The organism is Quyinboa ferrireducens, from assembly GCF_042436675.1.
In the GTDB taxonomy this organism is placed as follows: domain Bacteria; phylum Bacteroidota; class Bacteroidia; order Bacteroidales; family UBA5342; genus JBHJHP01.
In genome coordinates this window covers 79637-94705 of record NZ_JBHMVA010000008.1, presented here as the reverse complement: position 1 = coordinate 94705, position 15069 = coordinate 79637, and the positions used below count along the sequence as shown (strand labels likewise).

General features: G+C 40.1%; 12 protein-coding genes. 9 read left to right on the top strand and 3 right to left on the bottom strand.

The window, feature by feature from the left end:
- Position 1 precedes the first annotated feature (1 nt).
- From ACE01N_RS12440 to ACE01N_RS12410, 7 genes are all read left to right on the top strand, one after another.
- Positions 2–3052, top strand: a complete 3051-nt coding sequence (locus tag ACE01N_RS12440) for a copper-transporting P-type ATPase (protein ID WP_380589286.1) — start codon at positions 2–4, stop codon at positions 3050–3052.
- A gap of 113 nt (positions 3053–3165) precedes the next feature.
- A complete protein-coding gene (locus ACE01N_RS12435) occupies positions 3166–3522 on the top strand; it encodes a heavy-metal-associated domain-containing protein (protein ID WP_380589283.1) in 357 nt (118 codons plus the stop codon).
- A gap of 418 nt (positions 3523–3940) precedes the next feature.
- On the top strand, positions 3941–4870 hold the full coding sequence (gene cyoA / locus ACE01N_RS12430; protein WP_380589280.1) for a ubiquinol oxidase subunit II: 930 nt from the start codon (positions 3941–3943) through the stop codon (positions 4868–4870).
- A gap of 31 nt (positions 4871–4901) precedes the next feature.
- Positions 4902–6881 carry a cytochrome o ubiquinol oxidase subunit I gene (cyoB, locus tag ACE01N_RS12425; RefSeq protein WP_380589277.1) on the top strand — a complete coding sequence of 660 codons (1980 nt, stop codon included), beginning with the start codon at positions 4902–4904 and terminating at the stop codon, positions 6879–6881.
- A gap of 13 nt (positions 6882–6894) precedes the next feature.
- Complete coding sequence (cyoC, locus tag ACE01N_RS12420; RefSeq protein ID WP_380589274.1) at positions 6895–7494, top strand: cytochrome o ubiquinol oxidase subunit III; 600 nt, start codon at positions 6895–6897, stop codon at positions 7492–7494.
- Between the two features lie 27 nt (positions 7495–7521).
- Entirely contained in the window at positions 7522–7806 is a 285-nt protein-coding gene (gene cyoD, locus ACE01N_RS12415; RefSeq protein WP_380589271.1) for a cytochrome o ubiquinol oxidase subunit IV, read from the top strand.
- Between the two features lie 87 nt (positions 7807–7893).
- A complete protein-coding gene (locus ACE01N_RS12410) occupies positions 7894–8697 on the top strand; it encodes a M90 family metallopeptidase (RefSeq protein ID WP_380589268.1) in 804 nt (267 codons plus the stop codon).
- A 168-nt stretch (positions 8698–8865) separates the two neighbouring features.
- Here the strand turns inward: ACE01N_RS12410 and ACE01N_RS12405 are convergent, their stop codons facing one another.
- The gene (locus tag ACE01N_RS12405; protein ID WP_375728077.1) at positions 8866–9216 is read right to left on the bottom strand and encodes a helix-turn-helix domain-containing protein; all 351 of its coding nucleotides are present in this window, start codon (positions 9214–9216) and stop codon (positions 8866–8868) included.
- Positions 9217–9249: 33 nt separating this feature from the next.
- Positions 9250–10356 (bottom strand): universal stress protein, encoded by a 1107-nt coding sequence (locus ACE01N_RS12400; protein WP_380589264.1) that lies wholly within the window; start codon positions 10354–10356, stop codon positions 9250–9252.
- Between the two features lie 133 nt (positions 10357–10489).
- Between ACE01N_RS12400 and trmD the strand changes: the two genes are divergently transcribed.
- Positions 10490–11167 carry a tRNA (guanosine(37)-N1)-methyltransferase TrmD gene (trmD, locus tag ACE01N_RS12395; protein WP_380589261.1) on the top strand — a complete coding sequence of 226 codons (678 nt, stop codon included), beginning with the start codon at positions 10490–10492 and terminating at the stop codon, positions 11165–11167.
- Here the strand turns inward: trmD and ACE01N_RS12390 are convergent.
- On the bottom strand, positions 11157–12533 hold the full coding sequence (locus tag ACE01N_RS12390) for an MATE family efflux transporter (RefSeq protein ID WP_380589258.1): 1377 nt from the start codon (positions 12531–12533) through the stop codon (positions 11157–11159). The genes trmD and ACE01N_RS12390 overlap by 11 nt on opposite strands.
- A gap of 136 nt (positions 12534–12669) precedes the next feature.
- On the opposite strand from ACE01N_RS12390, the gene ACE01N_RS12385 reads away from it, so the two are divergent.
- Complete coding sequence (locus ACE01N_RS12385) at positions 12670–15066, top strand: transglycosylase domain-containing protein (RefSeq protein WP_380589254.1); 2397 nt, start codon at positions 12670–12672, stop codon at positions 15064–15066.
- Positions 15067–15069 lie beyond the last annotated feature (3 nt).

Genomic DNA, 15069 nt, shown 5'->3' with positions numbered 1-15069 from the left:
TATGAAGAACACAGATATAAAGACTTATTACTGTCCGATGAAATGTGAAGGTGAAAAAACGTATGACGGTCCGGGCGACTGTCCGGTGTGCGGAATGCACCTCGTTCCCACAGGTTCTCAACACAACCAGCAGGGTCATTCACATTCACACCATCATCCACATTCAAATGACGGCAAACCTGATGATGATATCTGCTATTGCCCCATGAAATGTGAAGGTGAGAAAACTTACGATAAACCGGGTAAATGTCCTGTCTGTGGAATGAACCTTGTAAAAAAAGGAGAAAAACAAGTAGGCATGAACGGGCATCAACATGCCTTTGTAATGGCTCCTCAAAAAACCGGCAAAACGTACTTCTGCCCGATGAAATGCGAAGGAGATAAGACATACGACAAGCCCGGAAAGTGCCCCGTATGTGGGATGAACCTGAAAGAAACAAATACAGAAACTTCAGGAACCGGTAAACCATCATTTGCAATGATGCCAAAACAAGACGGCGATTTATGGTACTGCCCCATGAAATGTGAGGGTGAAAAAACTTACAATGAAAAAGGTAAATGTCCGGTCTGTGGGATGAATCTTGTTCCGGTTGGATCCAAACCTCATACACATTCCGGCTCCCACACCCATCATGAACATCAACACCATAAGGATGTAAAAACCGGAGAGCAGATGTATTACTGCCCTATGAAATGCGAAGGGGACAAAACATACGATGAACCCGGCGATTGCCCGGTTTGTGGCATGCATCTGATTCCGGTTGGTGAAAAAATGAAAATGCCGGAACATAAAGCGCATGTCCATAAAAAAGATAACGAAGGGAAATATTATTGCCCGATGCAGTGCGAAGGTGATAAAACATATGATAAACCAGGCGACTGTCCGGTTTGTGGTATGCACCTGAATAAAATTGAATCGGCTTCAAAAGCATCGCAAACGGAAACAGTCTATACCTGTCCGATGCATCCGAAAGTGAAACAGGATCATCCGGGTTCCTGTCCCAAATGCGGAATGGATCTGGTACCTGAAAAACAGCAGAAAAAAAGCGACACAGAAAAGGCTTATCTTAAAATGGCAAAAAAATTCTGGGTTGCACTCGCCTTTACCGTTCCTGTCTTTATCATTGCCATGTCAGGGATGGTTAACTTTCTGAACCTTGAGAGTCTGGCCCCGAAGAAAGTCTGGTCCTGGATTGAGTTTGCGCTTTCAACGCCGGTAGTTTTTTATGCAGGATGGGACTTTTTCAAACGTGGCTACAGCTCGGTTCGCAGGCGATCCCCAAACATGTGGACACTTATTTCACTGGGTGTTGGAGCAGCTTATATTTTCAGCGTACTGGCACTGATCATTCCGGGTATTTTTCCTGATCAGTTTAAAGACAATCAGGGAAATGTACACGTGTATTTTGAAGCATCTGCCATGATCCTGACACTGGTGTTAGTTGGCCAGGTAATGGAACTCAGGGCACATAACAAAACAAATTCTGCCATAAAAGCACTGTTGGATCTTGTGCCTCCTGTGGCTCATGTTTTGCGTAACAATCAGGAAGAGGATATTCCTCTGGAAGACGTTCAAACCGGTGATATTTTAGTAGTAAAACCCGGTGAAAAAGTTCCGGTTGATGGCACCTTAATCAAAGGTGAAGCTACCATTGATGAAAGCATGATCACGGGAGAATCGATTCCGGTGGACAAATCGTTAGAAGATAAAGTTACCGGCGGAACCATAAACGGAAAAACCACTTTTCGTATGAAAGCCGAGAAAGTAGGATCAGATACATTACTTTCCCAGATCATTGATATGGTCAATCAGGCCAGTCGTACCAGGGCTCCTATTCAAAATATTGCAGATACAGCAGCTAAATATTTTGTACAGATTATTGTGTCTGTTGCATTAATCACATTTGCACTTTGGGCCATTTGGGGACCGGAACCTGCATATGTGTATGCATTTGTTAATGCCGTATCGGTATTAATCATTGCCTGTCCCTGTGCCTTAGGTCTGGCCACACCAATGTCCGTTATGGTGGGAACCGGACGAGGTGCCCAATCCGGCGTGCTGGTAAAAGAAGCCCGTGCCATTGAAGAAATGAATAAGGTTGATACACTTATTGTGGATAAAACAGGAACGTTAACCGAAGGAAAACCAAAACTTAAACGGTACAAATCGTTCGGGAAACTTAGTGATGAGGAAGTGCTACAACTGGCGGCTTCCATCGATGCCAACAGTGAGCATCCTTTGGCAGATGCCATAGTTAAAGGTGCCAAAGAGAAAAAGATTCGTCTTTTTGAAGTTGATAACTTTGAGTCTGTATCAGGAAAAGGTGTTCATGCCGTATATAAAGGAAAGAAAACCGGACTCGGGAACCAACGCTTCCTGAAAGAATTTGGCGTCAGGCCGGATAAAACAGTTGCAGATACTGTTGAAAAATGGCAATCCGAAGGACAGACCGTTATGTTTCTTGTCACGGATCATACCGTTGAAGGCATCATTAGCGTTGCTGATTCCATTAAAGAATCTACAGCGAAAGCCATTAAGGCGCTGCACCATATGGGTGTAAAAATACACATGTTAACGGGAGATAATCAGTTTACGGCAAAAACGGTTGCCGAAGAACTTAATCTGGACAGTTATACTGCCGAATGCCTTCCTGAAGACAAATATAAAAAGGTGAAAGAACTGCAGGAACAAGGACGCATTGTAGCCATGGCCGGTGATGGCATTAATGATGCTCCTGCCCTGACCCAGGCCAACATAGGTATTGCCATGGGAACGGGGACAGATATTGCCATGCAAAGTGCAGAAATCACACTGGTTAAAGGCGATCTTAACGGCATTGTCAGGGCACGGGAACTGAGTCATAAGGTTATGCGGAACATTAAACAAAATCTGTTCTTTGCCTTTGTTTACAATGCACTCGGAGTGCCCATTGCAGCGGGGATCCTTTTCCCGTTCTTTGGCATCTTACTATCGCCGGTAATTGCAGCAACCGCCATGAGTTTCAGCTCAGTATCGGTAATATCAAATGCATTACGATTGAGAAAACAATGATTTATTAGACACAAGAATCAAGATAAAAAAAGTCTCAAGTCTCAGGTCTTATATCTTATGTCTTACATCTTATGTCTTATATCTAAATTAATAACCAATAAAAACAGATTAATATGAAACGTAATTTTTTAATCTTAGTAGCAGTAATGTTGACGGCTTCGTTTACATCGTTTGCAGCAAACAAAACAGAGAAATTTAAAGTATCAGGTAATTGCGGTATGTGTGAAAAACGCATTGAAAAAGCTGCCAATGGCGTGGAAGGTGTTACATCTGCAGAATGGAACAAGGAAACCAAAATGATGGAGGTAAAATTTGATGACAGTAAAACGGATAAGGACAAAATCCAGACAGCCATAGCCAAAGCAGGACATGATACCGGAAAGCATAAGGCAAAGGACGAAACGTATAATAATCTGCCGGCTTGTTGCAAATACGACAGGACCTGTCCGGTTGAAAAAAGTGATAAATAATCCGGCTTTTTAGAAGCAATATTCATCCCAAATTTGTCTTTGAAAAATGACAAATTTGCCTGTACAGGTGACGAAATCTTTGAAAATAAAGTTTTGTCAGGATCAACCCTGACATTGAAAATGAGGGAAAACCTTAGTCAACAGAAATATTTAAACTATTTCATTTTCAATCGTCAGTACGGAGTGCAAAAATGCCAATTGACATTTTGGGGTTCATCATAAAAATGATTGGAAAAGAATACCAATCAGGGATGTCGTAGTGTTTCTCACTACGGCATTCTTTACTTTTATTACCTTCCAAATTTCACATACTTTATCGTAATTTTATTTAAATACTTTGGTATTCTCCACCAAATATTAAAATCTTTATATATTAATTTTAAACATATCTACTAATTCGAAAAACTTTATACTCTCCTTGAATAACTTTTATCATAAATATCATAATATCAGATCAATACCACTACTATTACTGACGTTAATTTCATTCTTCCTTACCGGTTGTGATAAATTTATCGTCCTTCAGTCTAAAGGTGCTATAGGAAAGGAAGAGTCTAATCTGATAATCATTGCTTTCCTGTTAATGCTGATCGTTGTTATTCCTGTTATTGTATTAACTTTTTGGTTCCTTTTTAAATACAAAGCCGGCAACAAGAAATCAAAATATACACCGGATTGGTCTGGTTCAACACGAATAGAATGGTTTATTTGGGCTGTACCTTTGGGCATCGTTCTTATACTATCCTATTTAACATGGACTAAAACGTCTCAGCTTGATCCGTACAAACCCATTGAGCATGCGAACGATCCGGTTCAGATTGAAGTTATATCGCTCGACTGGAAATGGTTATTCATATACCCGGAATACGATATAGCCACAGTTAACCAACTGGTATTTCCTGAAAATACCCCGCTTGAATTCAGGCTGACTTCTGCCAGTGTTATGACCTCTTTCTTTATCCCACAACTCGGAAGCCAGATGTATGCCATGGCTGGGATGGAGACACATCTTAACCTGATTGCATCTGATACAGCGACACTTACCGGGCAAAACCAGGAATTCAGTGGAGTGGGATATGAATCAATGTTTTTTGAAGCTAAATCTGTTACAACTGATGAATTTAAAGCGTGGATAAAAAACGTACAACAATCACCTTTAAAACTGGATTTAAAGACGTTTAAAAATCTGGAAAAACCATCGGATAATTCTTCCGTTAAACTTTTCACAGACGTTGAACCAGGTTTATTCAATCAGTTGATAAAAAAATTCATGAAAAACGAAAAGATGAAACCTCCCGATAATGGCTCTGATAATGCTATAGAAGCTAAGAATTCAAGTAATAATTAGATCATATTGAATAAATAAAAAAACAAATAACGTGTTAGGAAGATTAAGGTTATCCGATATACCGTACGACAATCCGATTATAATGATCGCAGTTGGATCAGCAACTCTGGTAGGATTAGTGATCATCATTCTTATCACCTACTACCGGAAATGGTCCTATTTATGGAATGAATGGCTGACAAGTCTTGACCACAAAAAAATCGGCATCATGTACATCATTCTTGCGCAGGTGATGTTGCTTCGTGGTTTTGCAGATGCCGTTTTAATGCGATCGCAACAGGCACTTGCGGCAAGTTCCTCGGGAGGCTTTTTACCGCCCGACCACTATGATCAGATATTCGGATCACACGGAACCATTATGATTGTGTTCGTTGCAATGCCTTTTTTGGTAGGATTGATGAACATTGTTGTTCCACAGCAAATAGGGGCACGCGATGTCGCTTTTCCTCTCCTTAACTCAATAAGTCTGTGGCTGACTGTAGCTGCTGCCGGCCTTATAATGATATCGCTCGGTGTTGGTAAGTTTACAACTACGGGATGGAGTGGTCTGGCTCCTCTGTTTGAAAAAACATATAATCCGGGATCCGGGGTTGATTACTGGTTGTGGGCCTTCCAGATAGCTGGTATCGGTTCCACCCTTACGGGAATAAATTTCATGGTAACCATTATAAAGTTAAGGGCTCCGGGCATGAAGTTCATGCGGCTGCCATTATTTACATGGACGACATTAACCACCAACGTACTGATGGTTTTTTCCTTCCCGGTCATTACCGGTGCTATGCTACTTCTGACAATGGACCGATACCTGGGGATGCATTTTTTCACCAATACCATGGGTGGAAATATGATGTTCTGGAATAACCTGTTCTGGATGTGGGGTCACCCTGAGGTTTATATTGTTGTTTTGCCTTCTTTCGGTGTTTTTTCTGAAGTAGTTGCCACCTTCTCAGGTAAAAGACTGTTCGGCTATAAATCGCTTGTTTATGCTACAGTGGCAATAATGATTTTATCTTTTACGGTATGGCTGCATCATTTTTTCACTATGGGAAATACGGCAGATGTAAATGCTTTTTTTGGAATTACCACTATGCTGATCGCAATTCCAACAGGTGTTAAAGTTTATGACTGGCTTTTCACCATGTACCGGGGGCGTATCAGGCTCACCACACCAATGTACTGGACTCTTGGCTTTTTTATTGCATTTGTTTTTGGTGGTATGTCTGGTGTTTTGATGGCCATTCCACCTGCCGACTATGTGGTTCATAACAGTCTGTTTCTCGTTGCCCATTTTCATAATGTACTGATCCCAGGAGCGTTGTTCGGTTATTTTGCAGGGTTCAATTACTGGTTTCCAAAAGCATTCGGGTTCAGATTAAACGAGAAATGGGGTAAACGATCGTTCTGGTTTTGGTTAATCGGATTTGTAGTTGCATTTGCGCCATTATATATTCTTGGGTTTATGGGTATGCCACGCCGACTGGAAAGCTATCCGAATCCGGAATGGCAACCCTATCTGATTATTGCTGCCGTAGGAGCATTCATTATAGCCCTGGGTATCCTTTTCATGGGAATTCAGCTTTTCGTCAGCATCCGGGAAAGAAATAAAAACCGTGATCTCACGGGCGATCCCTGGAACGGACGAACCCTGGAATGGGCCACATCCTCACCACCGGCAAGTTATAACTTTGCTGTTATTCCACACGTAGATGATCTGGATGCTTTCTGGGTCATGAAATCAAAAAAAACAACTGATAATCAACAAGAGAAATATACTGATATCAAATTGCCGAAAAACACAGGGTTCGGGCCAGTAACAGGAATATTGGTTCTGGCTTTTGGCTTTGCAATGGTATGGTATATCTGGTGGTTAGCGATTATCAGTATTCTTGCAGTTATTACAATGATCATTATTTCATCGGCAAATGACGATGATGAATACACCATTCCTGCTGCCGAGGTTCAGCGGATCGAATCAGAACGCGTAAAACCCACATTTAAAATCCCGGAATAAAACTGATATGATAATGAATGAAAGTGTCAAACATAACGATGAAATACATAATTCAGGTTTAGCAGATCTTAAAGCCTTTGGGTTCTGGATTTATTTAATGAGCGACCTGATATTATTTTCCATTTTGTTTTCTGCATTTGCTGTAGTAGGACACAATTATGCAGGCGGACCTTCTCCGAAAGACTTATTCAACCTGCCTTATCTTTTTGGAGAGACCACATTCCTCCTTGTAAGCAGTGTAACTATGGGATTCAGCATTATTGCCATGCTAAAGGATAATAAGAAGTTTTTACTGATCGGACTGGTCATAACTTTTATACTGGGACTGGGCTTTATTATTATGGAGCTTAATGAATTCCATCATTTAATATCTGAAGGATACGGTCCGCAGCGAAGCAGTTTTTTATCGTCATTTTTTACCTTGGTAGGCATGCATGGCACACATGTAACATTTGGTTTACTCTGGATTCTGGTCATGCTGTTCCAGGTGTATTCAAAAGGGATGACCCAGGCTGTTAAATCCAGAATATACAGACTGAGTATGTTCTGGCATTTTCTGGATATTGTTTGGATAGGCGTATTTTCTGTAGTGTACCTGCTTGGCGTGGTTTAATATGAAGTATAACAATAGTTAAAAAAAATGACTAAAAAATACATCCTTGGATTTATTCTGGCCTTTTTATTAACGGGCACATCGTTTTTATTGGCTGCAACCGGAATGGTTTCAAAACAAATCATCATTGCAGGAATCCTTATTGCTGCTGTTGCCCAGATGTTAGTTCACCTGCATTTTTTCCTTCATCTGGATACATCATCCGGTGCTCGTTGGAATGTATACTCCCTGCTGTTCGCATTTTTACTGATCGCCTTTTTTATCGGTGGGACAATTTGGGTCATGTTTACCCTCAATCAGCGAATGATGTAAAAATATATTTTAGAAAAGCAGTGATGATAAACGCGATAATTATCTGTATGCATGGAGAAATTTAAAATATTCATAAAGCGCAGATAAATGCAGGAAGTCATTACCATTCTCTCTGTTATTTCAGTATTAGCAGGGATTTTCATCACATTCAGGTACATTGCAAAGCCATACAAAAGTCCTCCAGTAAATAATATAAAATCTTTACCGGATGAATTCAAAAAAATATTATCGTCAAGGGTAAGATATTACCGTAATCTGTCAGATGACAATAAAAAAGAGTTTGAAAACAGACTATTAAAATTCCTGACAGAAAAAAAGATTACAGGTATCGACACGGATGTTTCAGAAGAAGATACGTTGCTGATTGCCTCAAGTGCTATTATTCCTATGTTTGCCTTTCCATATTATAACTATCCTGAGGTACATGAAATATTGCTCTATCCAAACTCTTTTGACAAGAAATTTCAGACAAATAATGAAGTGGAAGGCAGAAACGTCCTTGGAATGGTAGGTAATGGTTTTTTAAGTGGCTATGTTTTATTATCACGACCCGATCTTGAAGCAGCCTTTGATGGCACTCGCCATAAACAGAACGTCGGCATTCATGAATTCATCCATCTTATTGATATGGCTGATGGAGTTACTGACGGAGTACCAAAAATTCTTTTTGACAATTCTTTTGCCTTTTCATGGCTCAGGGAGATCAAAAAGGAAATTAACACGATAAAAAACGGCCATTCAGATATCAATCCATACGCACTTAAAAACAATGCAGAATTTCTGGCAGTTGTAGCCGAGTATTTTTTTGATGATCCTAATAAAATGAAGATGCGTCATCCGGAGTTGTATAACTACCTGGTTAAAATATTCCGACAAAACCCGGTGATATAATTTATGCGATAAAATCGTTACAGAACAAGATACAATAGCGCTTAAAAAATCGCTGAACACTTATAGTCAAATAATTATAAAAAAATATTATCAATCAAACAGGACCATTAATCCCCTTTTAAGCCTGATTTAATCATCAGCCATTACCTGATCCATTAAATATATGGATCAGAATATATACTTATAACTTGCCTTATAGTCGCAGGGCATACGTCCAACCAACTCTTTAAAACTGGTCACAAATTCATTTTTAGAGTTAAATCCTGCCATCCTGCCAATGGCATCAATGGAAAATCCACTGTAACAACTTTCTTCAATCATTCGTTTGGCTTCCTTAACCCTCAATTCTGTAACGAAAAGGGTAAAGTCATTTCCACAATAATCAACGCAAAGCTTTTTAAGATCCGCTGTAGACATTTTAAGTTTGTGAGCAAGCCGGGATGGCGTAAGCGTTGGATCCCTGTAAAGTTTGTTATCCAGTATATAATCATATACTTCTTTAAACGTCAGGGTATTCATATTCCTGTTTTTATGGGGTTTAATAAAATGCTTTTATGCATGAAATACCAGCAACGGAGTGTCTGTATGAAAGATCATTCTGCGGGCTATACTCGGGTTAAACATTCGTGCTATAATGTTACGCCGTTTAGTAATTAATGTTATAATATCAATATTCTTTTCTCTAATCAGTTTATCCATAGATACCAGTAGATCATCGCCCTCCATCAGTTCACATTCAATTTTTTTACCGGTATATTTTTTATTCAGGTAATCCTGTAATCCGCTTAGCTGTACCTCATCCCAGGGATCTTCTCCCTCATGTCCCAAATGCACACAGTGCAGATCAATATCATTCCTTCCAATAATCCGCATGAGCTTGTCAATTGCCTCCAGATCATTATCAGCAAAACTGGTAATATACGCCAAAGTTTTAACCTGACTGATGTTATTAAATGGTGTATCTTCAGGTATGGCCAGAACCGGAACTTTTGCCCGTTCAATGACCTCAGCTGTTACGCTGCCTATCAGATCATCATTCTTACGGTTTTTTCCACGGGTACCCATTACAATGATCTGTGGCCTGTATTTTTTTGCGTAACTCAGAATTTCCTCCTCCGGCACACCTTCATTCAGAATAACTTTGGTTTTAAGGGTAGGAAGACTGCCGTCCTTCATCTGTTTTTTCAGCTTGGCATGAAGATGATCCATATCCTTTTTGGCTTTATCTTCGATCTGCTTCAGGGTTTTATCAACGTTCAGATCGTAAGAAAACGTTTCGGTATACGGTAGTGTATTGATCAGCGGACTGAAGTAGGTATGCATCAGATCAATTTCAGCACCAATGGTTTTAGCAAGACTAATGGCAAAAACACAGGCATTATACGAGTATTCAGAAAAGTCTACAGGTACCAGAACCCGGTTAGGAAATTCAGGTAACTTTTCTTCCTTAAAATATACCTCATTAATGTGCTCAATAATTTTAAGACCTTTGTCTAGATCTTCTTCACTGATCCGGACTTTTACACCCCCTGAAAATGCTCCCTGAATAAGGTTGATATTGCTGAGATAACATTCAATACCTTCCCGTTCAAGTTCCATTTTTATGAACTGAGCTTTTTCATAACTGTGAGTGGCTACGGTGATCAATTTATCTTTCATGACGGTCGTTTTAAAGTTTAAGTCCGCAGACTCAGATTAAAATTACGCATTTTTCAATTTACAGTCAATTTAAATTATCTTAAACATTTAGGGAGTTAGCTATATGTATTCTATTTTTGCCAAAAATATTGCCATGAGAATAGATATCATCACCGTTTTACCTGAACTTCTTGAAAGCCCACTGCACACTTCAATTCTAAAAAGAGCGCAGGACAAAGGGCTTGTTGAATTTAATGTTGTGAACCTAAGGGACTACTCCACCAACAAAACAAAACGGGTTGACGATTATGCATTTGGAGGCAGTGCAGGCATGGTGATTCAGATAGAACCAGTGGCAAAAGCCATTGAAGAACTGAAAGCAAAACGTTCATATGATGAAATTATATACACCTCTCCTGACGGTGAAGTGCTGAACCAGAAAATGGCCAATTCTATGTCTCTTTACGAAAACATCATTATTCTTTGCGGTCATTACAAAGGCATCGATCAACGCATTCGTGATCACTTTATAACACGTGAGATTTCGATTGGTGACTATGTACTGACAGGTGGCGAGCTGGCTGCAGCCATTATTTCCGATGCGGTTGTAAGGCTTATACCCGGCGTAATTTCGGATGAACAATCAGCCCTTTCAGACAGTTTTCAGGACAACCTTCTGTCTCCACCGGTTTATACGCGACCTGCAGAATTCCGTGGATGGAAAGTACCGGATGTTTTGTTATCGGGTCATGAAGCCAAAATAGCAGAATGGGAATTTGAACAATCTGTTGAACGTACAAAAAAATTACGTCCTGATTTGCTTAAGGATTAACTGTTTCAGCGACAAGCTCTGGTCCGGACAGACTTGTTAACCTGCGCCATTCCCTGATCATAAAGACCATTACAACAAGTGCCGATACAGTATCAGATACAGGAAAACTGAGCCATATGCCATCCAGATCGTAGAATCCCGGCAGTAAAAAAAGTAAGGGAATAAGTACCAGCACCTGTCTCAACAATGTCAGAAACATAGCTGTTTTTGCATTCCCCACAGCCTGAAAATAATTACCGGCAACAATCTGAAAACCGATAATCGGGAAAGTCATGGTAATAATCTTTATGGCTCTTAATGTAATTTCAAGGAGATGCGGATCCTCATCGTTAAACATCATAATAATGTACTCCGGGAAAAACTGCGTAAATATCCATGCAAAAATACTTACCAGTGTAGCTGTTATCAAAGCAATACGAAGCGTTTTTTTAACACGTACAAACACTTTGGCACCAAAATTAAATCCAATGATAGGTTGAGCAGCCATATTGATTGCGATGACGGACATAACAACAAGACTTACCACACTAATTACAATACTAAATGCTCCTACCGCAATGTCTCCACCGTATTTTATCAGCATTTTATTGGCCAGCCCCTGCACAACGCTGGAAGCGATCTGCATCGCAAACGGAGCCATTCCAATGGCAATTATACTTTTTGCAATTGACCAGTCGAACCGGACCAGTTCAGGTCTGAGGTTTATTACACTCCGTGAACTTCGAAAATGCATAAATACCCACACAAAAAGCACAAACATTGAAATAACGGTAGCCCATGCAGCGCCTTCAACACCCCATTTAAAAACCATAATAAAAAGGTAGTCCAAAACAATATTAACAGATGCACTCAGCAGCATTGAATACATGGCAATACGGGCGTTTCCCTCACTTCGGATCATATTATTCAGCGAATAGCCCGGCATTGTAAAAAAGGTCCCAAACAAAATAATATTCAGATAGTTGTTGGCATAATCAAGCGTCTCTGCAGTAGCACCAAACGATTCAAGTAAAGGTTTTTTTATAAGAAAAACTACCAGAACAATAAAAGTAGAAACGATTAAAATTAGCATTAACGTTGTCCCCAGAACCTGTTCTGCCCCGTCTCTGTTTCGCTCTCCTAAGCGTATAGAGACCAATACGCCTGCTCCAACACCAATCAACATACCGAACCCCATCACTATGAGCATGACCGGAAAAATGACACCGATGCCTGATAACGCAAGCGATCCTACCCCCTGCCCGATAAATACCCTGTCGACAATATTATACAGTGCATTGGCAATTACACCAATAAATGCAGGAACGAAAAATTTCCACATTAATTTGCCAATCCCTTCTTTTTCGAGTGCTCTAGTCTTATCCATCTGAAAAATTGAGGTGCAAAGGTAAATTAATATCCTGAGCCAATAATTAAAGAATTACAACGTTTTTATAAAATTGGTTTTTAGAAAGTATATTCTACCTTTGCATTGATCTGTATCAGTAATAAAATATACATTAATGAACGAGACAAAATCCAAACAACCAACCAGTTATAAAAAATACGTTCTTATTTTCTGGTCGATATTCGTTTTTGGTATTGCTGCTGTTATTTTACTGTTTTGGGCAATTTCAAAAGGATATCTTGGTTATATTCCACCCATTCAGGAAATTGAAAGTCCCAAAAACAAATATGAAACTCAACTGATTTCTTCAGATAATGTCATTCTGGGATCCATATATTTTCAGGGAGAGAACCGCACAAAAGTAAATTACAACAATCTCTCACCATATCTTGTAAATGCACTTATTTCAACCGAAGATATCCGTTTTGCCAAACACTCAGGGATTGACGCCAAAGGGATATTACGTGCCGTGACAGGTGTTGTAACAGGAAGAAATTCAGGCGGAGGAAGCACCATTACACAACAGCTTGCCAAACAGCTGTTCACAGAAAATGCATACAATGTGAGCTTTATAAAACGTATTTTTCAGAAACTGAATGAATATGTGATCGCGGTTCAGCTGGAGCGCTTCTACACCAAAGAGGAAATCCTGACCATGTATCTGAATAAGTTCGATTTTAACAATAATGCAACTGGTATTCAGACGGCTTCAAGGGTTTATTTTAACACCACACCTAAAGATCTGAAAATAGAGGAGGCAGCTATGCTTGTAGGAATGTTGCAAAACCCAACCTTGTACAACCCAAAACGCTTTCCGGAAAAAACACAAAAAAGAAGAAATATTGTACTGGGACAGCTAATGAATGCTGACTACATCAACAAGCATGAATTTGACTCGCTTAAAACCCTACCAATAGTGCTGGATTACCATAAAGTTGATCACAAGGTTGGCCCGATTCCTTATTTCAGAGAATTTATCCGTCAGTTTATGACCGCTGAAAAACCCCTTAAAAAGAATTACAGAGGCTGGGATATCAGAAGCGGTAAATACCTTGCTGACAGCATATCCTGGGCAACAAATCCTCTTTATGGCTGGTGTAACAAAAATTTCAAACCAGATGGATCAAACTACAGCTTGTATACCGACGGATTAAAAATATATACAACCATTGATTCGCGCATGCAAAAATATGCACAACAGGCCATGTACAAACACTTGTCGGAAGATGTCCAGCCAAGATTCTTCAAACAGGAAGCAAACAGCCCGTATGCACCTTACTCAAGCAAAATTGGAAACAGTCCAGAAGAACGTGTTGAACGCATGCACGATTTTCTGGAACGCGCTATGCAGAATACCGACAGATACAGACATTTAGCAGCAGCTGGTGTTAAACGGGATTCAATTCTGAAGATCTTTGACACGCCCGTCAGCACAACTGTATTCTCATGGAATGGAGATATTGATACCGTGATGAGTCCAATGGACTCCATACGCTATATGAAATACTATCTGCGGTCCGGCATGATGTCTATGAATCCACTGAACGGTCATGTAAAAGTTTATGTGGGAGGCATTGATTATTCCTACTTCCAGTATGATATGGTATCGCTCGGCCACAGACAGGTTGGTTCAACCATTAAACCATTTTTATATACACTGGCAATGCAGGAAGGCTATACTCCTTGTTCCCGTTTTCTGAATGCACCAATAACCATATATGATGATCTGGGCCGACCATGGACACCTGATAATAGTGATGATGACAGGTTGAACGAAATGGTAACTCTGAAATGGGGTCTGGCGAAATCCAACAACTTCATCTCGGCCAGATTAATGAATGAGTTTAAGCCTAAAACTTTGGCAGATCTTATCCATTCAATGGGTATTACCAGTAGTATTGATGCCGTACCATCCATGTGTCTGGGAACACCGGATTTTTCAGTTAAGGAAATGGTTAAAGCTTACGGGGTATTTGCCAACCACGGCGTCATGACAGATCCGGTATTTGTAACAAGAATTGAAGATAAGGACGGAAATATCATCGCAACATTTGCACCGTATAAAAAAGAAGTAATTCACGAAAATACAGCTTATCTCATGCTCAATCTCCTGCAGGGTGTTGTAGATACTCCAGGTGGTACAGGAAGCAGACTAAGAAGGATATACCAGTTTAAAGGCCCGATTGGAGGTAAAACAGGAACCACACAGGATCAGTCTGATGGTTGGTTCATGGGTGTCTTACCCAATCTGGTAACAGGAGTGTGGGTAGGCGGAGAAGAACGATCCATTAGGTTCAATAATATTACATACGGGCAGGGCGCAGAGATGGCTTTACCTATTTTTGCACTGTTTCTGAAGAGTGTATACGCCGATTCCACACTGGGTTTCGACCCCATGGAGGACTTTGAAAAACCAGCCGGATTTAATACAGATCTTGATTGCGATAAATTCACAGTGCCTGCACAAAATGAGAATGGTAAAACACCGGATTCTCCGGATGACTTCTGGTAGAAT

Coding starts and splice junctions, on each gene's coding strand:
- ACE01N_RS12390 (WP_380589258.1), bottom strand. CDS start 12,533: ATGGATAAGACTAGAGCACTCGAAAAAGAAGGGATTGGCAAATTAATG.
- cyoC (WP_380589274.1), top strand. CDS start 6,895: ATGAATGAAAGTGTCAAACATAACGATGAAATACATAATTCAGGTTTA.
- ACE01N_RS12400 (WP_380589264.1), bottom strand. CDS start 10,356: ATGAAAGATAAATTGATCACCGTAGCCACTCACAGTTATGAAAAAGCT.
- cyoD (WP_380589271.1), top strand. CDS start 7,522: ATGACTAAAAAATACATCCTTGGATTTATTCTGGCCTTTTTATTAACG.
- ACE01N_RS12410 (WP_380589268.1), top strand. CDS start 7,894: ATGCAGGAAGTCATTACCATTCTCTCTGTTATTTCAGTATTAGCAGGG.
- trmD (WP_380589261.1), top strand. CDS start 10,490: ATGAGAATAGATATCATCACCGTTTTACCTGAACTTCTTGAAAGCCCA.
- ACE01N_RS12405 (WP_375728077.1), bottom strand. CDS start 9,216: ATGAATACCCTGACGTTTAAAGAAGTATATGATTATATACTGGATAAC.
- ACE01N_RS12435 (WP_380589283.1), top strand. CDS start 3,166: ATGAAACGTAATTTTTTAATCTTAGTAGCAGTAATGTTGACGGCTTCG.
- ACE01N_RS12385 (WP_380589254.1), top strand. CDS start 12,670: ATGAACGAGACAAAATCCAAACAACCAACCAGTTATAAAAAATACGTT.
- ACE01N_RS12440 (WP_380589286.1), top strand. CDS start 2: ATGAAGAACACAGATATAAAGACTTATTACTGTCCGATGAAATGTGAA.